At 66.4% G+C, this 17,271-nt stretch carries 21 protein-coding genes; 12 read left to right on the top strand and 9 right to left on the bottom strand.

Annotated elements, in window-relative coordinates; all coding sequences use genetic code 11:
- Window positions 1-2: 2 nt before the first annotated feature.
- Complete coding sequence (locus tag AC1U2B_RS13540; RefSeq protein WP_480217181.1) at window positions 3-974, bottom strand: 3-ketosteroid-9-alpha-monooxygenase, oxygenase component; 972 nt, start codon at window positions 972-974, stop codon at window positions 3-5.
- Window positions 975-1,044: 70 nt separating this feature from the next.
- Between AC1U2B_RS13540 and AC1U2B_RS13535 the strand changes: the two genes are divergently transcribed.
- The 5 genes from AC1U2B_RS13535 (at window position 1,045) to AC1U2B_RS13515 (ending at window position 5,278) form a co-directional block, all read left to right on the top strand.
- Complete coding sequence (locus tag AC1U2B_RS13535; protein ID WP_418003729.1) at window positions 1,045-1,647, top strand: TetR/AcrR family transcriptional regulator; 603 nt, start codon at window positions 1,045-1,047, stop codon at window positions 1,645-1,647.
- Window positions 1,648-1,713: 66 nt separating this feature from the next.
- Window positions 1,714-2,526 carry a trehalose monomycolate transport factor TtfA gene (ttfA, locus tag AC1U2B_RS13530; protein ID WP_480217180.1) on the top strand — a complete coding sequence of 271 codons (813 nt, stop codon included), beginning with the start codon at window positions 1,714-1,716 and terminating at the stop codon, window positions 2,524-2,526.
- 42 nt (window positions 2,527-2,568) lie between these two features.
- Window positions 2,569-3,468 carry a hypothetical protein gene (locus tag AC1U2B_RS13525; RefSeq protein WP_480217179.1) on the top strand — a complete coding sequence of 300 codons (900 nt, stop codon included), beginning with the start codon at window positions 2,569-2,571 and terminating at the stop codon, window positions 3,466-3,468.
- Window positions 3,461-4,126, top strand: a complete 666-nt coding sequence (locus AC1U2B_RS13520) for a TrmH family RNA methyltransferase (RefSeq protein ID WP_480217178.1) — start codon at window positions 3,461-3,463, stop codon at window positions 4,124-4,126. The genes AC1U2B_RS13525 and AC1U2B_RS13520 overlap by 8 nt, the downstream gene beginning before the upstream one ends.
- A 15-nt stretch (window positions 4,127-4,141) precedes the next feature.
- Complete coding sequence (locus tag AC1U2B_RS13515; protein WP_480217177.1) at window positions 4,142-5,278, top strand: glycoside hydrolase family 76 protein; 1,137 nt, start codon at window positions 4,142-4,144, stop codon at window positions 5,276-5,278.
- Between the two features lie 7 nt (window positions 5,279-5,285).
- On the opposite strand, the gene AC1U2B_RS13510 is transcribed toward AC1U2B_RS13515, so the two are convergent.
- Window positions 5,286-5,600 carry a DUF732 domain-containing protein gene (locus AC1U2B_RS13510; protein WP_043390261.1) on the bottom strand — a complete coding sequence of 105 codons (315 nt, stop codon included), beginning with the start codon at window positions 5,598-5,600 and terminating at the stop codon, window positions 5,286-5,288.
- Between the two features lie 166 nt (window positions 5,601-5,766).
- Here AC1U2B_RS13510 and AC1U2B_RS13505 point away from each other — a divergent pair, with 166 nt between their 5' ends.
- The 3 genes from AC1U2B_RS13505 to chrA are packed head-to-tail and all read left to right on the top strand — an operon-like array spanning window position 5,767 to window position 7,707.
- The gene (locus AC1U2B_RS13505) at window positions 5,767-6,042 is read left to right on the top strand and encodes a hypothetical protein (protein WP_480217176.1); all 276 of its coding nucleotides are present in this window, start codon (window positions 5,767-5,769) and stop codon (window positions 6,040-6,042) included.
- A 49-nt stretch (window positions 6,043-6,091) separates the two neighbouring features.
- Window positions 6,092-6,541, top strand: coding sequence for a lipoprotein LpqH (locus tag AC1U2B_RS13500; protein WP_480217175.1), 450 nt, complete (start codon window positions 6,092-6,094; stop codon window positions 6,539-6,541).
- A 17-nt stretch (window positions 6,542-6,558) separates the two neighbouring features.
- Window positions 6,559-7,707 (top strand): chromate efflux transporter, encoded by a 1,149-nt coding sequence (gene chrA / locus AC1U2B_RS13495; RefSeq protein WP_480217174.1) that lies wholly within the window; start codon window positions 6,559-6,561, stop codon window positions 7,705-7,707.
- Between the two features lie 4 nt (window positions 7,708-7,711).
- Here the strand turns inward: chrA and AC1U2B_RS13490 are convergent, their stop codons facing one another.
- A complete protein-coding gene (locus AC1U2B_RS13490; protein WP_480217173.1) occupies window positions 7,712-8,653 on the bottom strand; it encodes a TauD/TfdA family dioxygenase in 942 nt (313 codons plus the stop codon).
- A gap of 1 nt (window position 8,654) precedes the next feature.
- Window positions 8,655-9,008 carry an Rv2640c family ArsR-like transcriptional regulator gene (locus AC1U2B_RS13485; protein ID WP_043390271.1) on the bottom strand — a complete coding sequence of 118 codons (354 nt, stop codon included), beginning with the start codon at window positions 9,006-9,008 and terminating at the stop codon, window positions 8,655-8,657.
- A gap of 101 nt (window positions 9,009-9,109) precedes the next feature.
- On the opposite strand from AC1U2B_RS13485, the gene AC1U2B_RS13480 reads away from it, so the two are divergent.
- From AC1U2B_RS13480 to AC1U2B_RS13470, 3 genes are read left to right on the top strand one after another with little or no spacing between them, the layout of a single operon-like run.
- A complete protein-coding gene (locus tag AC1U2B_RS13480) occupies window positions 9,110-9,535 on the top strand; it encodes an ArsI/CadI family heavy metal resistance metalloenzyme (protein WP_480217172.1) in 426 nt (141 codons plus the stop codon).
- A complete protein-coding gene (gene arsB, locus AC1U2B_RS13475; RefSeq protein WP_071286488.1) occupies window positions 9,532-10,599 on the top strand; it encodes an ACR3 family arsenite efflux transporter in 1,068 nt (355 codons plus the stop codon). The genes AC1U2B_RS13480 and arsB overlap by 4 nt, the downstream gene beginning before the upstream one ends.
- The gene (locus AC1U2B_RS13470; RefSeq protein ID WP_480217171.1) at window positions 10,596-11,000 is read left to right on the top strand and encodes an arsenate reductase ArsC; all 405 of its coding nucleotides are present in this window, start codon (window positions 10,596-10,598) and stop codon (window positions 10,998-11,000) included. Before arsB ends, AC1U2B_RS13470 begins: the two co-directional genes overlap by 4 nt.
- Here the strand turns inward: AC1U2B_RS13470 and AC1U2B_RS13465 are convergent.
- Together AC1U2B_RS13465 and AC1U2B_RS13460 are read right to left on the bottom strand one after the other, a co-directional pair.
- Window positions 10,997-12,046 (bottom strand): oxygenase MpaB family protein, encoded by a 1,050-nt coding sequence (locus tag AC1U2B_RS13465; protein ID WP_480217170.1) that lies wholly within the window; start codon window positions 12,044-12,046, stop codon window positions 10,997-10,999. The two genes, AC1U2B_RS13470 and AC1U2B_RS13465, sit on opposite strands and share 4 nt — an antisense overlap.
- A 14-nt stretch (window positions 12,047-12,060) precedes the next feature.
- Window positions 12,061-12,693, bottom strand: a complete 633-nt coding sequence (locus AC1U2B_RS13460) for a TetR/AcrR family transcriptional regulator (RefSeq protein ID WP_480217169.1) — start codon at window positions 12,691-12,693, stop codon at window positions 12,061-12,063.
- 67 nt (window positions 12,694-12,760) lie between these two features.
- Between AC1U2B_RS13460 and AC1U2B_RS13455 the strand changes: the two genes are divergently transcribed.
- On the top strand, window positions 12,761-14,680 hold the full coding sequence (locus AC1U2B_RS13455; RefSeq protein WP_480217168.1) for an acyl-CoA dehydrogenase family protein: 1,920 nt from the start codon (window positions 12,761-12,763) through the stop codon (window positions 14,678-14,680).
- A 6-nt stretch (window positions 14,681-14,686) separates the two neighbouring features.
- Here AC1U2B_RS13455 and AC1U2B_RS13450 read toward each other — a convergent pair whose 3' ends face one another.
- The 3 genes from AC1U2B_RS13450 to AC1U2B_RS13440 all read right to left on the bottom strand — a co-directional run bounded on the left by AC1U2B_RS13450 (window position 14,687) and on the right by AC1U2B_RS13440 (window position 17,244).
- Window positions 14,687-15,271: a DUF1254 domain-containing protein gene (locus AC1U2B_RS13450; protein ID WP_480217167.1), complete on the bottom strand. Its 585-nt coding sequence runs from the start codon at window positions 15,269-15,271 to the stop codon at window positions 14,687-14,689.
- A 213-nt stretch (window positions 15,272-15,484) separates the two neighbouring features.
- Window positions 15,485-15,757 carry a hypothetical protein gene (locus AC1U2B_RS13445; protein WP_480217166.1) on the bottom strand — a complete coding sequence of 91 codons (273 nt, stop codon included), beginning with the start codon at window positions 15,755-15,757 and terminating at the stop codon, window positions 15,485-15,487.
- 56 nt (window positions 15,758-15,813) lie between these two features.
- Window positions 15,814-17,244, bottom strand: coding sequence for a DUF1254 domain-containing protein (locus AC1U2B_RS13440; protein WP_480217165.1), 1,431 nt, complete (start codon window positions 17,242-17,244; stop codon window positions 15,814-15,816).
- Window positions 17,245-17,271 lie beyond the last annotated feature (27 nt).

Genomic DNA, 17,271 nt, shown 5'->3' with positions numbered 1-17,271 from the left:
GCTCAGCCCTTCTGATCGGGATAGAACTGCATGGCCCACTTGCGGATTGCGGTGAAGCCCTCGTATTCGGCGGTGGCCAGCGCCGGCGGATCGGAGTAGCGCTGGTGCGACCAGATGTGGATGTCCTGGGTGAACTGCCGGATCACCTCGTCGCCGAATGCGGTGGCCCGCTCGGCGTTCCAGGGCGCCCGCCCGATGTAGACCATGAACCGCACGTCGCAGGTGGACTCGTCGACGGGCGTGACGGCCGAGATCGTGCGGTTGTCGATCATGCCCCAGCTCTTGGTGACGGCGATGCCCAAACCGCCGTTGATGGCCTCCACGCCGCTGCGCACATCGTCGATCGACTGCTGGTCGCTGCCTTCGAAGGTGATGGTGAAGTCGACGTAGGAGATGGGCGCGGCGAAGTCGTGCCGGGTGAACACCGGCACGATCGGCGTCTGGTGCACGAACTTGAAGTGCGCGAAGTCGACGCCGTTCTCCAGCACGTACTGCGGATGCAGCTCCAGCGTTTCGCGGAACAGCCGCTGCTGCGGGTAGTAGTCGGCGGCGGTGCTGCCGTCGTTGAACGAAGCGAACACGTCGGGCGCCTCGAAGAACGGTTCGCGGCCTTCGGTGTCGTGCCAGATGTAGATGGCCTCGTTGCGCTCGGTGACGGGGTAGGTGCGAATTCGGCGGCCGCGGTTGGGCCGGTCCTGGTACGGGATGCAGACGTTGTGGCCGGCGGCGTTCCACTGCCAGCCGTGGAACGGGCACTGGATCGTCTCGCCGACGACGTGGCCGCCGAAGCCGAGGTGCGCGCCGAGGTGCTCGCAGTAGGCGTTCATGACGGTGACGGCCCCGGATTCGGCGCGCCAGGCGACCATCTCCTCGCCGAAGTACTTCATGGCGTGCACCGCGCCCACGCTGACCTGGTCCGACCAGGCGACCTGGAACCATCCCGTCGGCTTCATCGGCAACTGGGGTTTGGCCATGACCCGAATCGTAGGAGGTTCTGTGAAACTTTGGAAGAGGGTTCTGTGAAACTGGGGTAATCTCTGCCAGATGACCGCCGCACGCCGAACCAACAGGCGCGGCGACGCCACGCGGGAAAGCATGTTGGAAGCCGCGCGCAAGGCGCTGGCCACCGGGGACCCGGGCGCGGTATCGGCCAACCGGATCGCCAAGGAGATCGGCGCCACCTGGGGTGCGGTGAAGTACCAGTTCGGCGATATCGACGGCTTCTGGGCCGCGGTCCTGCGCCGCACCGCCGAGCGCCGCGCGGGCATGCTGAGTCACCACGACACCGGCGCCACGCTGCGGCAACGCGTCGCGACCATCATCGACCTGCTCTACGACGGACTGACCATCGGCGATTCGCGGGCCATCGAGAATCTGCGCGCCGCTCTGCCGCGCGACCATGCCGAGCTGGAACGGCTCTATCCGAAGACCGCCGCTGAGCTGTCGTCCTGGGGGCAGAGCTGGCTGCAGACGTGCCAGCAGGCCTTCGCCGACCTGGACGTCGACCCCGAGCGGGTACGCGAGGTGGCGTCGTTCATCCCCGGCGCGATGCGCGGCATCGCCTCGGAGCGTCAGCTCGGCACGTACACCGATCTCGAGGTGGCCCGGCGGGGGCTCACGAACGCGATCGTCGCGTACCTCAAATAGCATGTGACCAGCTTGTGACCAATTCGAGTTCGGGCATTTCGGGTACCAGCCAGTAGGCTTGGCCCGATGGTCCCGCTTTGGTTCACGCTTTCCGCGCTCTGCTTCGTGGGTGCGGCGGTGCTGCTGTACGTCGATATCGACCGTCGACGCGGCCTTGGTAGGCGCCGAAAGTCATGGGCGAAGTCCCATGGATTCGACTACGAACACGAGACTCCCGACCTGGTCAAGCGGTGGAGCCGCGGCATCATGTCGACCGTCGGTGAGAACGTGCTCGCCCGCAATGTGGTGCTCGGGCAGATCCGCGGCGAGGCCGTGTTCATCTTCGATCTCGACGACGTGGCCACCGTCATCGCCCTGCACCGCAAGGTCGGCACCAACGTGGCCGTGGACGTCCGGCTGAAGGACATTCCGGAGCCGCGCGAGAACGACATCTGGCTGCTCGGCGCCATCGGCCCGCGCATGGTCTACTCCACCAACCTCGATGCCGCCCGTCGCGCCTGCGACCGCCGCATGGTGACGTTCTCGCACACCGCCCCGGATTGCGCCGAGGTCATGTGGAACGAGCAGAACTGGACGCTCGTCTCGCTGCCGATCACCAGCACCCGCGCTCAGTGGGACGAGGGTCTGCGCACCGTCCGCCAGTTCAACGACCTGCTGCGCGTGCTGCCGCCGGTGCCGTCCGGCCAGAACAGCGTCGCCGGCCAGGCCGTCGCCCGTCGTAGCGGTTCGCCGAGCCGTCCGCTCAGCGCCGGCCCGATGCGCCAGAACGAACTGCCCGCCGGCCGCAGCAACCAGGCCCCGGGCCGCGCCGACGTCGGTCGTTACACGCAGTTCGCGCCCGCCCGCAACGGCCGCAACGCGCCCAACTACCAGCGCTAGTGCCCGACGGGGTGGCCAGGTGCTCGCAGTAGCCTGATCCCCATGCAGGGTTTGCGCGGCTTGACCGCAGCGTTGTTGGCCGTTTTGTTGGTGGGCTGTTCGAGTAGCTCCGCGAGCACCGTCATCTTCGGTGCGCCCAGCGTGAAGGTCGGCGAGTCGCAGGCGCTGCTGGGCTGGAACGTGTCGGTGTCCAACCTCCGCTTCCAAGATGATCAGGTGCTGATCGACGTCGACCTGGCCGCGGCGAAAGCCGGCGGCGAACACGCCAAGCCCGAGACGCTGCGCTTCGGCCTGTACGGCGCGCTGGCGCACCCCATCGAATCGAATGTGATCGGCGGCTGCGACGGCGTCCCGAACCTGCAGATCAATCCGGCAGTCGTCCAGAATCCGGACAAGGTCACGGGCACAGTCTGTTTGGGCCCGATGCGCGACCAGGCGCAGGTGCGTGGCGTCTACCTGTATTCACCGGCCGACCGGATCAAGGACACCACGGTGGCCTACGGTGCGGCGTACCCGGTGGGGCTGACGCCGACCAACGAGTCCGACACCGGGCTGACCCTCAAGGCCACCAGCGTCGATGGGTTCCGGGCCGACGGCGGGCAGCTGATCCCCGCGGCGCTGGGCGATCCGGCCGCGTTCACCGGCAAGGGCTACATGCTGCTAGGCCTCGAAATCGGCGGTCTGGCAAGCAGATACAAAGACGATTCGGCCAAGCGCGGTGGGCCGTTGATGATCGCTGTGGCGCCGACGCTGCCGCCGCCCGGACTGTCGCATGCCTGTGACGTCTACGGCGCGACGCTGCTGGTGCTACCGGACTCGAAGGTCGGCGCGATCTCGACCCGAGCCTCGTTGTGCACACAGGGGGACATCAACCAGGCGCTGCTGTACGCCACCGTCACCGTGGTGGGAACCCATGCGGCGGTGTGGATTTCGCGTGAGTGATCAGGACGCAGAGCACGCTGATGTGCCAGGCCCCACCGAGTGGGGAGCCGGGCCCGGCGTCGGCCCCTGGCCGGGCGAGCTGCCCGACGATCCGCGCTACGACCCGGAGTTGTTGCGCGAGGGCGACACTCGCAACGTCGTCGATGCCTACCGCTACTGGACGCGGGAGGCCATCATCGCTGACATCGATCAGCGCAGGCACCCATTGCACATCGCGATCGAGAACTTCGGCAACGACGCGAACATCGGCGCAGTGGTCCGCACCGCGAACGCGTTTGCGGTGGACACCGTGCACATCGTCGGCCGCCGGCGGTGGAATCGCCGGGGCGCCATGGTGACTGACCGCTACCAGCGGCTCGTACACCACGCCACCACCGCGGAATTGCTGGCCTTCGCCGACGACGCGGGGCTGACCCCGGTGGCTGTCGACAACGTGCCCGGCTCGGTACGGCTGGAAGAGACGACGCTGCCCCGTGCCTGCCTGTTGATCTTCGGGCAGGAAGGCCCCGGCATCACCCACGACGCCAAGACCGGGTCGATGATGACGGTGTCCATCGCGCAATTCGGCTCGACCCGGAGCATCAACGCCGGGGTGGCCGCCGGGATCGTCATGCACACCTGGATCACTCAACATGCAGGACTGGATCGGGCCTGGTAGGGCAGGATGTATCGCATGGATCAGCTTTGGGCTAACCGTGCGGCCAGCGCCGAAACGGCTGTGTTCAATCGGCATATCCGCCGGCTCTGGGGGATGCCCGGCACCCAGCTGGGCGTGGTGGCCTGGCCGTCGACGCGGGCCGACCGGATGTTCAAGAGCTGGGACTACTGGTGGCAGGCGCACCTGCTGGACACCATGATCGATGCGCAACTGCGCGATCCGCAGGAGTACCGCATCGCCCGGATCGCCCGGCAGATTCGTGGACATCGGCTGCGCAACAACGGGGCCTGGACCAACAACTACTACGACGACATGGCGTGGATGGCGCTCGCGCTGGAGCGCTCCGGCCGGCTGCTCGGCGTGGCGCGGCCCAAGGCGCTCAAGACATTTGCCGACCAGTTCCTCAACGCCTGGGTGCCCGAGGACGGCGGCGGTATCCCCTGGCGCAAGCAGGATCAGTTCTTCAACGCCCCCGCGAACGGCCCGGCCGGCATCTTCCTGGCCCGCCATGACCGACTGCGGCGGGCGCAGCAGATGGCCGACTGGATCGACGGCACGCTGATCGACCCCGATACGCACCTGGTGTTCGACGGCATCAAGGCCGGTTCGATGGTGCGCGCCCAGTACACCTACTGCCAGGGCGTGGTGCTGGGCCTGGAAGTGGAGCTGGCTGTGCGCACCGGGGATGCGCGGCACTCTGAGCGGGTGCACCGCTTGGTGGCCGCCGTCAAGAACCACATGCTCGACGACGGCGTCATCAGGGGAGCCGGCGGCGGCGACGGTGGCCTGTTCGGCGCCATCCTGGCCCGCTACCTGACGTTGGTGGCGACCACGTTGCCCGGGGATTCCGAGGACGACGAAGCCGCCCGGACGACGGCCCGCGAGTTGGTGTTGAAGTCGGCGCAGTCGGCGTGGGACTACCGGCAGTCCGTCAACGGCATTCCGCTGTTCGGTGCGTTCTGGGATCGTGCTGCCGAGCTGCCGAAGGACACCGGCGACAAGGCGAAATCGGTTGACGGCGCGGTGAATTCGTCCGATATCCCGGAACGCGACCTCTCGGTGCAGGTGGCCGGCTGGATGCTGATGGAAGCGGCCTACGCGTTGGGTGCTGACGGTGACGCTGAGACCGAGACCGAGGCCGAGGAGTCCTGACCGACGGCTACTTCGGCGTCAACTCGCGGCAGTACGCGTAGATGGCCAGCCCGCCGAACTTGACGGCATCGTCGTTGGACAGGTTGCCGGCGTTCTTCTTCAGATAGCTCAGCGCCGAGTTGACGCCCCCGCTGCGCATGGCGCTGCAGGTGCCGTGCGCGAGCTTGATGGCGGTGCTGTTCGGCATGAGGATGCCCTTGTCGTGCACTGCTTGCAGGAACATCGGGTCGATCTGATCGTCGGCGTGGGCGGGGACCGCCATCACGATGGTTACCGCCGACGAGACCGCCGCGAACAGAGCTGCTGTGCGTGTGCGTTTCATTCGGATCCCCCATGCAAGATCGGTTTGCTGACAGGTTACGCGAGGCCCGCCGATCCGGGGCGGAGTCGGTTGTTGGCGGGCACAGGAATTTCTTCAGACGCGTCAGCGTCATATACTTAGACCGCATATTGCATTTTGATTTTTTTGCTTATTTCGGAGGTTGGCCATGGCCACGTTCAAGAAGATTGCGTTGACTACAGCACTTGCGGGAAGCATCGGAGCTGCGCTTTTGGGTGTCGGTGCGGGAGCGGCCAGTGCCGCTCCGTCGCAGGATTCCGCCGTCATCCCGATGGACCGTGGCCACGGCCACGACGACTGGGACGATCACGGCCGTGGTTGGGGTGGCCCGGGTTGGCGCGGTGGTGGCTGGGATGGTCCGCGCGTGTACGTCAACCTGCCCTGCGTGACTGGCCCCGCCGGTTTCGTCACTGTTTGCCCATAGTTCTTCGCCGCTGACGATTCATCTCCTTCGCACCGGGTAACCCCTGTTGGTGCGCAAGAGTGTCGTGATCTGTGTGGTGTCCGTCGGGCTGACCGGTTGTTCGACCTACGAATCCGAACCGAATGCCGGCTCGTTGGATTCAGGGATGCGTGCGCCGCAGGTCATCGTCGACGGACAGACCCGGCAGGTGACCGGTGGAGTCACCTGCCACCAGGCGGGCGACCACATGACGATCGGGATCGGGGACGTCTCCAGCGGGGTCGGTGCGGTGGTGACCACGAGCAATCCGCCACAGGTTCGAACCGTCGGGCTCGGCACGGTAGATGGTGTCGCGCTCGGGTTCACGAATTCCGAACCCGGTGAGGCGAACAACGCCGGGGCCGCGGTGCGGGGCAAGTCGTACACGATCCGGGGCACCGCCGACGGCAGCGATCTGAGTGATCCGCAATCGCCGCGACAGGTGAGCAAGAGCTTTGAGATGGACGTGACGTGCCCGTAGCACCAAGATGATTGGTCGTGACGGCACCTGAGGAGGCATCGCCCACGCTGGGCACGGTCCTGAAGGAGTGGGGCACCATCGGGTGCATCGGTTTCGGGGGCCCGCCCACGCACATCAAGTTGCTGCGCAGCCTGTGCGTGGAGCGGCGCCGCTGGATCGGCGCCACCGAATTCGAGGACGCGATCGCGACCTGCAATCTGTTGCCGGGGCCGGCGTCGACGCAGCTGTCGATCTACTGCGCCTGGCGGGTTCGCGGCCGGCTGGGTGCACTGGTCGGTGGCGTTGCGTTCATCGTTCCGGGCCTCATCGTCATCCTCGGACTGGCTGCGCTGTTCCTGGCCGGCTCACCACCGCGGTGGGTACTTGCCGCGGGGGCCGGCGCGGGTGCGGCGGTGGCTGCTGTCGCGGTGCATGCCGGGGCGGCTCTGGTCCCGGCCAGTTGGCAGCGGCGCACCAGCTCCATTCGATGGCCGGTGTACCTCGCGTTGGGTGCGGTCGCGGCCGCAGTGCTGGGGCCGTGGCTGGTGGTTGTGCTGTTGGCTTGTGGCGTAATCGAATTGGCGCGGACGACGACCCTGCCCAGGTCCGGCGCGCGCAGCATGCCGGTGCTGGCGTTTCAGTCGCTGACTTTGGGCACGCTGGGTTCGCTGTGCTGGGTGGCGTTGAAGGTCGGCGCGCTGTCGTATGGCGGCGGCTTCGTCATCATTCCGCTCATGCAGGGCGACGCCGTCGACCACTACCACTGGATGACCGGGGCGCAGTTCCTCAATGCCGTTGCGCTGGGCCAGATCACGCCGGGGCCGGTGGTACAGACCGTCGCCGTCGTCGGCTACGCCGCCGCGGGTCTGGTCGGCGGAGTGCTGGCCTCGGCGGTGGCCTTCAGTCCGTCGTTCCTGTTCATCCTGTTGGGCGCCAAGCACTTCGACCGGATTAGGAGCAACAACTACGCGCGGGCATTCCTGGACGGTGCCGGTCCGGCCGCCGTCGGTGCGATCCTGGGCTCGGCGGTGCCGCTGGCCATGTCGATCAGCCAGACCTGGCAGTACGTGGTGCTGGCCGCCGCGGTGGTCGCGGTGTTCAGTCGCGTGAATGTCGTGCTCACGTTGCTGCTGGCCGCCGGGGCCGGCGTTCTCGCCACGACGTTCGGCATGCCGTTGCCGAGCTGAGCGCCTACTGCCGCGGGATACCCTGCCGCAGCAGTTCGTGGGTGCTGGCGGTCGGCGCGGTGAGCCACAGCCGGAGTAGATGGCGGCGGAGCTCGGGGTCGGCATGGTCGGTGTACTGCTCGCGGGAATGAAGAACGTTGGCGTTGTTCAGAATTTGAACGTCGCCAGGTTCAAAGGTCATCTGGATGTGGAAGGCGGGGTCGTTCGCGACGGCCTCGAAAAGTGCCAGCGCGGCGAGTTGATCGGCGCTGAGCCGCGGGGCGTCTGGGTGCCGTTGCGAGTCGCGGATGTACCAGGCGATGAAGAACACCCGTGGCGTGCCGTCGATGTCGAAGATCGGCGGCAGCTCGAAGAACGGTGGTTGCCCCTGGGGCTGTTCGTCGTTCCGGTCCCAGGGCATCGGTTGATACATCACATCGACCAAATGCGGTGCCCGCCGCAGCGCTTCGTTGTAGACCGCGTGGGCGCTGACGATCTTCGATTCGCCACCGGCCAGGGCCGGCTGCAGGCAGAGCAGGCTCACGAGATCTGAACCGTCGCTGTGGAAGTCCTGGCGCTGATTGGTCCGGTACTTGCGGACGCCCGGGTCGGGCGCCAGTCGCTCGTCGCGAATGTGCGTGAGTACGTTGGCATCTCGGTCTTGGCCGACCGGCGTGCCGAGCAAGGCGCCCAATGCCAGGTAAGTGCGTTCGATTTCGTCAGCCGACAGTTCGTCGATCGGGAACGATCGCAGCCGCAGGAACCCCGCACCGTGCTGCAGCAGGGTGGTCCACTCGATGGCTGCATCGCGGAAGTGTTCGGCCAGAGACGCGGCGTCGCCGTGGCGGCCGGCGGCGATGAGCGCGTCGCGGTCGGCTGCCGTGAGGTCGATGGACCAGGTGCCCTCGTCGGGGAAATCGGCTGGCGTCCATACGGTTGCGGCCGCCGCGGACACTGGTGATCGCATGTCAGCAGCAGTTCGGGTCGAGGACCCGGCACAGTGCGGCGAGCGCGTCCCGGCGGGGAGTGTGGTGCACGTTCATGCCCTGTCGTTCGGAGGTGACGAACCCGGCCGAACGCAGCTGGCCGAGGTGGTGGCTGACGGTGGATTCGGCCAGGCCCACCGCGGCGGCGAGGGAGCCTGTGGTGCAGGGCTCGCCGCAGGTGAACAGCAGGGACATCAATTTCACGCGTGCCGGGTCCGCCAGTGCTTTGAGCCGCATGGCCACGTCGAGCGCGGCGTCGTCGCCGGTCGGGCTGGCGGCTACGGGTGCGCAGCACAGCGGCTCGGACATGTCGATGACGGGCAGTGCCTTGGGCATGTGGCCGATGCTACCTCAGTTTGTTGACATATATCGAAAAGGTGCGTAGAACAGTGCTGCAGGCAGATTCGATATACGTCACATACCCCAGGAGGTCTGCAATGTCTCGTGTCCAGCTCGCCCTGAACGTCGACAATCTCGACGAGTCGATCACCTTCTACCGCAAGCTCTTTGGCGCCGAGCCGGCGAAGGTCAAGCCCGGCTATGCGAACTTTGCGATTGAGAACCCGCCGCTCAAACTGGTGCTGCTCGAGAATCCCGGGCACGGCGGGTCGGTCAACCACCTGGGTGTCGAGGTCGAATCCAGCGACACCGTGCACGCGGAGATTGCGCGCCTGACCGACGCGGGGATGTTCACCGAAGAGGAGATCGGCACCACCTGCTGCTTCGCCACCCAGGACAAGGTCTGGGTGACCGCACCCGGTGGTGAGCGCTGGGAGGTCTACACCGTGCTGGCCGATTCCGAGACGTTCGGTGCTGCCCCCAGCGAATCGGACGATGCGGTGTGCTGCGGGGCGCAGGCATGACACAGACCGCTGACGCCGGTGCGGCGACAGCTCGACTCTCGACGCTCGACCGGTACCTGCCGGTCTGGATCGGGTTGGCGATGGCGGCCGGGCTGCTGCTCGGCCGCTGGGTCCCCGGACTGGATGTGGTGCTGGAAAAGGTTCAGGTGGACGGCATTTCGCTGCCCATCGCGCTGGGGCTGCTGATCATGATGTACCCGGTGCTGGCCAAGGTCCGGTACGACCGCCTGGACACCGTGACCTCCGACCGCAAGCTGCTGGTGTCCTCGCTGGTGCTGAATTGGGTGCTCGGGCCGGCGTTGATGTTCGCGCTGGCCTGGTTGTTCCTCGCCGATCTGCCGGAGTACCGGACCGGGCTGATCGTCGTCGGCCTGGCCCGCTGCATCGCGATGGTGATCATCTGGAATGACCTCGCTTGTGGTGACCGCGAAGCCGCCGCCGTGCTGGTGGCGCTCAATTCGATCTTCCAGGTGCTGATGTTCGCGGTGCTCGGCTGGTTCTACCTGTCGGTGCTGCCGGGCTGGCTGCACCTGCCGCAAACTGCCATCGCGACCTCGCCATGGCAGATCGCGAAGTCGGTGCTGATCTTCCTCGGGATCCCGCTGGCCGCAGGCTATTTGTCGCGTCGGTTCGGCGAAAAAGCCAGGGGGCGTGACTGGTACGAGTCGACGTTCCTGCCCCGGATCGGGCCGTGGGCGCTGTACGGACTGCTGTTCACCATTGTGATTCTCTTTGCGCTGCAAGGACATCAGATCACCACCCGCCCGTGGGACGTGGTGCGCATCGCGCTGCCACTGCTGGTCTACTTCGCGATCATGTGGGGCGGGGGCTATGTCCTCGGCGCTGTCCTCGGACTCGGCTATGAACGCACCACGACGTTGGCGTTCACCGCGGCGGGCAACAACTTCGAACTCGCCATCGCCGTGGCCATCGCGACCTGGGGTGCGACGTCCGGTCAAGCCCTGGCGGGCGTCGTCGGACCGTTGATCGAGGTGCCGGTGCTGGTAGGGCTGGTGTACCTCTCGCTCGCACTACGACCACGTTTGAGGAGCAACCACCGATGAGCCCGAAACCGAGCGTCCTGTTCGTCTGCGTGCACAACGCGGGCCGGTCGCAGATGGCTGCCGCGCTGCTCACGCAGCTGTCCGACGGGCGCATCGAAGTCCGTTCTGCCGGAACAGCACCCGCTGATCAGATCAACCCGGTCGCCGTCGCGGCCATGGCCGAACTCGGCATCGACATCACCGCCGAAACGCCTAAGGTGCTAGCCGCCGACACGGTGCAAACCAGCGACGTGGTGATCACCATGGGCTGCGGAGACACCTGCCCGTACTTTCCGGGCGTCTCCTACCGCGACTGGAAACTCGATGATCCGGCGGGTCAGTCGATCGAGGCCGTCCGGCCTATCCGCGACGCCATCGCCGACCGGGTGCGGGACCTGGTCGACGAACTGCTGCCCGGCTAGGCCAGACTTCCGAGGTACGCCTGCGACTCGATCAGCCCTTCGTCGCTGGGTGCCTGCCCCTCCCCGAACACGCGCTGCTGCTGCTTGGCGCGTAGATCGTGATGGGCGTCAGCAGGCCTGGGGTAGCCGTAGCGCGTGCGCGCCTCGTGCGGGGTGAGCACCTCGTCGGACACCGGCGCGATGCCGAGGATGTACGGCGCGGCCACCGGGGCCACTGACGGCGCGATCAGCTGTGCCACAGCGATTTTCAGCCGGGGATTCGCATCGACGATCCCGTATCCCAGCTTCAGCAGCGGGCGAACGGCGATGTCGACCGCCCGCGGCTGGTTGAAGCCGCTGAGCTTGCGCATCCAGCGGGGCATGGTGGCGATGGTGCCTGCGCGCAGGACGAGGTTGATGAGCTCGACGACGGGCCGCAGCGGCAGCGGTGCCGGTGGCAGCACGACCTTGGCGTTGAGCAGATGGTCCATCATGCTGCGCGCGGCTTCGCTGACGGCCAGGTGCGGGCGCATCTCCTCGAAGTAGGTGCGCACGCCCGCACTGGTGCGGGGGACGTCGGCCGGGTCGCAGGTCTGGAACTCGGCCGCGATGGCGCACTCTTCCCAGTACTGGTTCTCTTCCTCCGGGGTGAGCTTGCCGCCGCCGTACATCTCGTAGGCGGTCAGCACCGAATGCCACCCGGTCAGCAGAATCCACAGCTGCGAGTGCGGGTTGTTGGCGTCGTACTTGTTGCCGCTGACGGGCTCGGTCCCGATGGCTTTGGAGTGCACCTTCACCAGGACGTCGGCGGCCTTGATCACCGTCTCGCTGTCGCCGAAGGCGACGGTCGCGAAGTACCGCACGGTGCGGTCGTAACGGGTGCGGGGCCGGTCGTAGTTCGCCTGGGTGGCGTCGACCGCGGCGATCAGGGACGGGTCGAGTTCCTCCACCACGACGGCGCGCTGCAGGCCGGTCACGGGAGTTGTGGTGTGTCCCCACACCTTCCACGTCACGGTGCCTGGGCCGAAGAATCCGTAGTCCGCGAGGGGCTGGACGGGCTGGGCCATGTCGTTTCTCCTTACTAGGCTGCCGCGAACGCGCGGCACATGAGTCGTCCGTAAAACTCGCCGAGACTGTCTGCGTCCCAGTCGTTCTCGGGGTCCAGCAGGGACCGGACCGCGGCCTCGCTCGATGACACGAACAGTTCGGTCAGGATCGGCATCTTGCGATTGAGATCGGCGGTCTGCCACCACGTGGTCAGCGCCGGGGCGATCCAGCGCGAGGAGCTGGCGGTGAGGGCACGACGCGTTGCCGCGACCATGTCGGCAACAGCGGGATCGACGTGCGACAGGTACACGAAACGCCAGGTGTCCGGCTGGTCCTCGACGGCGTGCAGCAATGCGCGGTACCCGTCGATGAAGGCGGCTTCTGGGTCGTCGCCGCGGCCGGTGTGCAGCGCCGCCAACAGGGTCTCCCGGAGGGATTCGCCTTCCCGATCCAGCAGCGCGGCAAGGAGTTCCACCCGATCGCTGAAACACGAGTACACCACCGGGCGGGTGACGCTGAGGTGTTTGGCCACCGCGCCGATGGTCACTGCCGCGGTGCCGGATTCGGCCGCGATCTGCAACGCGGCATCGAGGATCTGCGGCCGCCGGCGCTCGGGGCCCAGATGGGCGGCCCGCTCCCGCGGCTTCGTTGCGGCGTCGGTGGTCACGTACCCGAATGTAGCAGGATTATTCTCGCTTGAATAATTTTGCTTCATTTCTGTAGGATTTGCCCACATGACCATGCTCAACCCGCACAAGCCGGACTTCGCCGACTTCGACGAGCGGACCCAGCAGATCTTCTCGGCGACCATCGAGTTCTTCGAGAGCCACGGCAAGTCTTGGCTGACGCAGCAGGACCGGGACCGCGTCTGGTACGCGGAGTTCATCGAATTCCTCAAGAAGGAAAGGGTTTTCGCCACCTTCCTGACGCCGTCGTCGGAGGCCGGCGGCGACCCGGACAAGCGCTGGGACACCGCGCGCAACGCCATGTTCAGCGAGATCCTGGGCTTCTACGGCATGCAGTACTGGTACGTCTGGCAGGTCACCATCCTCGGGCTGGGCCCCATCTGGCAATCGTCGAACGCCGCGGCCCGCAAGCGCGCCGCCGATCTCCTGGAGGCCGGCGAGATCTTCGCGTTCGGCCTGTCGGAGAAGGAACACGGCGCCGACGTGTACTCCACGGACATGGTGCTGACGCCCAGCTCTGACGACTCGGCGGAGGCCTACCGCGCCAACGGCGGCAAGTACTACATCGGCAACGGCAATCTGGCCCGCATGGTGTCGGTGTTCGGTCGTCGTGCCGACAAGCCGATCCTGGACAGCTCGACCGCGCTCGACGGCGGTAAGCCCGACGAGGATTTCGAGGGGTATCTCTTCTTCGCGGCCGACAGCCAGCATGCCGACTACAAGCTGCGCAAGAACGTCGTCAACGGCCAGATGTACGTCGCTGCTTTCGATCTCGAGGACTACGCGGTTTCCGACGACGACATCCTGCACGCCGGCAAGGGCGCGTTCCATGCCGCGATCAACACCGTCAACATCGGCAAGTTCAACCTCGGATTCGGCGCCATCGGCACCTGCGAGCACGCCATGTACGAGGCCATCACCCACGCCGAGAACCGAATCCTGTTCGGGCAGCACGTCACCGAGTTCCCGCAGATTCGCCGCATGCTCACCGAGGCCTACGCCCGGCTGGCCGGCATGAAGCTCTACAGCGAGCGTGCCATCGACTACATGCGGTCGGCGTCGGCCGCCGATCGCCGGTACCTGCTGTTCAACGCCATCGAGAAGATGACCGTCACCCGCGAGGGCGAGAAGATCGTCACGCTGCTGTCGGACACCATCGCCGCGCGCGGCTTCGAGAACGACATGTTCTTCCCGATGGCGCTGCTGGGTTCGGTCGGCCTGCCCCGCCTCGAGGGCACCGTCCACGTCAACATGGCGCTCTCGCTGAAGTTCATGCAGAACTTCATATTCCGTCCCGCCGACGCCGGCCTGCTGGCGCTGCAGCAGCTCCCCGTGGAGTACTCGCCGAACGTGGCGACGCGGGCCGTGGCCAACGGCCTGCGCGCCGCCGGTTCGGCCGTGGTGCGGCAGATCGCGCGGATTCCGAAGGCCCCGAAGGCATTACGCACCGAACGGCTGCCGCAGGTGCGCCGCCGTCGTGACTTCACCAACGACGACTTCCTGTTCGCACAGGGCCCCAGCCGCGGTCTGGGCCGGGTCGCCTTCGCGGGCTGGCGTGACGTGCTCCAGGAGTTCGCGCATCTGCCGAACGTCGCGGTCTTCCTCAAGCAGGCCAACGGTTTCCAGACGCTGCTGGCGGCCGCCACGCCGACTGCGCAGCAGCAGGACGACGTCGACTTCCTGTTCTCGATCGGTGAGCTGTTCACCCTGCTGCCCTACGCGCAGCTGATCCTGGAACAGGCCGCGATCGACGGCACCGACGACGACGTGCTGGATCAGCTGTTCGAGGTCCTGGTCACCGACTTCTCGCGGCACGCCACCGCGTTGCACTGCAAGACCAGCGCAACCGCCGCGCAGAAGAAGCTGGCGCTGGACCTCATCGCGGAACCCGTGGGCGACCCGGATCGCTTCGAGCGGATGGTGCGCACCGTGCGGGACCTGGCCGGCCGGTACGAGATGGCGCCCTGACGGGCGCTAGCGGGGTGGCTTCCGTCGACTTGCCGACGCCGGTGCGAATTGCTTTACGTACAAACCCAACGGCAGCAAGGAAATCCGGTCCAGGATCGCCTGTGCGGTCGCGCGATCTTCAGGTGTCCCCGTGGATTCGCTGCGTCCCAGCAGCCAGATGATCGGGGCAGGGGACCGGTGTTCGGTGACACCCGCGGGAAGTTCTCCGTTCCAGCTGGGGCCGGTGATGGCATACGTCTGCGGTTGGGTCCAGGCGACGTGTTCGGCGGTTTCGTCAAACACGTCGGCGCGGCCTGACAGCACCTGGAACAGGTAGCGGCGGTCGGAGGCGCTCGGCAGGGTCAGCACCCACGGCTCGTTGTTGACGTCGAGCAATCTGTCGACATACAGGGCGTGGGATGCGGTGACGTGCCGGGAACTGGTGCGGGGGTACTCGCGCGTCTGCAATACCTGGTGCAGTGGGCATCGGGTGGGGGTGCTCCCGGTGACCTGGGCACGATCCGCGCGGTGCCCTGCGGGCCAGGCCATGATGACCAGTGCGGCCACTGCGATGGACAGCGTGCCGCACCAGAGCAGAATATCGGCTGACACGGCTGCCGTACTCCAATCTCGTTGTGGCCCAGCTCATTGCTGGGAAGGCCCGCTATTTCCACTGTGCAGGATGGCACCGCCGGAAGTCTTGACATCTCGAGACTGATTCTTGACAGTTCGGGACGTGCGTCATCCGAATATGGCGCTCCAGCAACGAAACCGGGGCGGGACCACGAGAATCGCGATCCCGCCCCGGTCGTCGGTATCCAGGTGCTAGCAGGGGGCGCCGGGCGGGGTGTAGTAGGGCACACCTTCGTCTGTGTAGCAAGGCACTTCACCGGCGATGTACGGGTCGTGGGCCGCCGCGATGGCGGTTCCCACGGCGACGTCGCCCGCGATGTTGGTGCAGCCGCCGGCGGAGAAGTGGCGGCCGCCGGCGCTGGCGCAGACGTCAGCACCGGCAGTGGGGGCCACCAGTAGTGGCGCCACTGCCAGGGTTGCGCCCATCAGTGGGATGGCTACCAGCGCGGTGATACGTGGGCTCATGGTGCTCCTTGGGTTGATGGAGACGAAACGGTCTCCAGCTGAGTGCTTTTCGTGAGTTACGGGAGTTTCGTTACTGCCGGGGGCTGCCAGGTGCCGTCGATGATCGAGGGCGGGTTCTGCTTCGGCCAGTACAGCCGCAGCATCAGATTGAACGCCCCGGCCGGTGCGGGCAGCCAGTTGGTCTGCTGTTGCGGGCCCGGATTGTCGTGCTGCAGATACAGATCGACAGAGCCGTCGGGGTTGCGGGTCAGGTTGTCTCGCTGACTCAGCGTGTAGCGGTTGAGCGGGTTGTCGACGAAGAAGTAGCCCTCGTCATACATGGTCAGCGACCAGAAGCCCTCGGCCGGCGGCAGCTGATCCTTGGCGAAATGCACCACATACTTGTTGGCGCCGTTGTACGGCTGGCCCGCGGCATCGGCCTTCGACGTCGGGTAGACCGCGTCCTGGGGCCGGTTGGCGCCCAGTCCGATCGCCGTGATGAGGGCCCGCTGCAGATAGTCGGTGCCGTATTGGCCGGTCTTGGTGGTGAACTGCCATCCGTTGACGGTGTTGAGTGCGCTGTAGTGGTCCATGATCTTGGCGACGCCGACCTTGGGCGTCGGTTGCAGGGCGGCGGCCACATCGGGGCCGAGTTTGCCCATGCCGAACTTCTCGCCGGGCACGATGCCGAGTTTGGCCATCTTCTCGACGATCGGCTTATCGGCCTCGGCCGGCGGGTTGTCCTTCAGCAGCCCGGCCAGCAGGTTGAAATAGGCTTCGGTGCTGAGGTTTTCGACCTGGTCGCGGACCGGTGTCTGCATGTCGATGCTCGGGTCGACCTTCGCGGCCGGCGGGGTGTACGGCTTGCCGTACGAGCTCAGTGGCACCAGGGAGATCTGGTCCTGCATCGCGTGCACCGCGGCGTAGTCGGCAGGCGTGCCATCGCAGTAGATACGGCCGAGCAGCCACACCGTCGACGTCGGCGACTTGTATTCGGTGACGCCGGCGGGCAGCGTGCCCTGCCAATTCGGACCGGTGATGGCGTACGTCTGCGGCCCGGTGCCGGTGGTGCGCTTGCCGGGGACCTGGAACACATCGGTCCATCCCGACAGCATCGGGAACAGGTAGTAGCGATCGTGGGCGTCCGGCAGCGTCAGGACCCACGGCTCGTCTTTGACGTCGATGAACCCGCTTGTGTACAGGGTGTCGGCGTTGGGGGCGGTGACGTCGCGGAATGCGGCGTTCGGGTACTCGCGCATCCGCATCAGCCGGCCCATCGGGGCCCGGGGTGCCTGAGGCTGCGCGACGTTGGTCATGACACGTCGCGTCATCTCGACGGTGACGAGCGGGTAGCCGTAGATGTAGGCGTCGGTCGCGATGGACTTGGCCTCATCGACAGACAGCTTCGTCGGTTTGCTGGAAGCGGAACATCCGACAGCGGTGATCGCGAGTGCCGCGATCGTCAGTGCGGCCAGCGCGCCAGTCCATCGGCGATGTCTGTGCAGCATAGGGGAAGCGCTCCTGTTTCGTTGGTG

This window comes from Mycolicibacterium sp. P4_G11 (assembly GCF_056555145.1).
The sequence above is the reverse complement of the archived record's forward strand: the minus strand, read 5'-3'. Positions and strand labels throughout refer to the sequence as shown.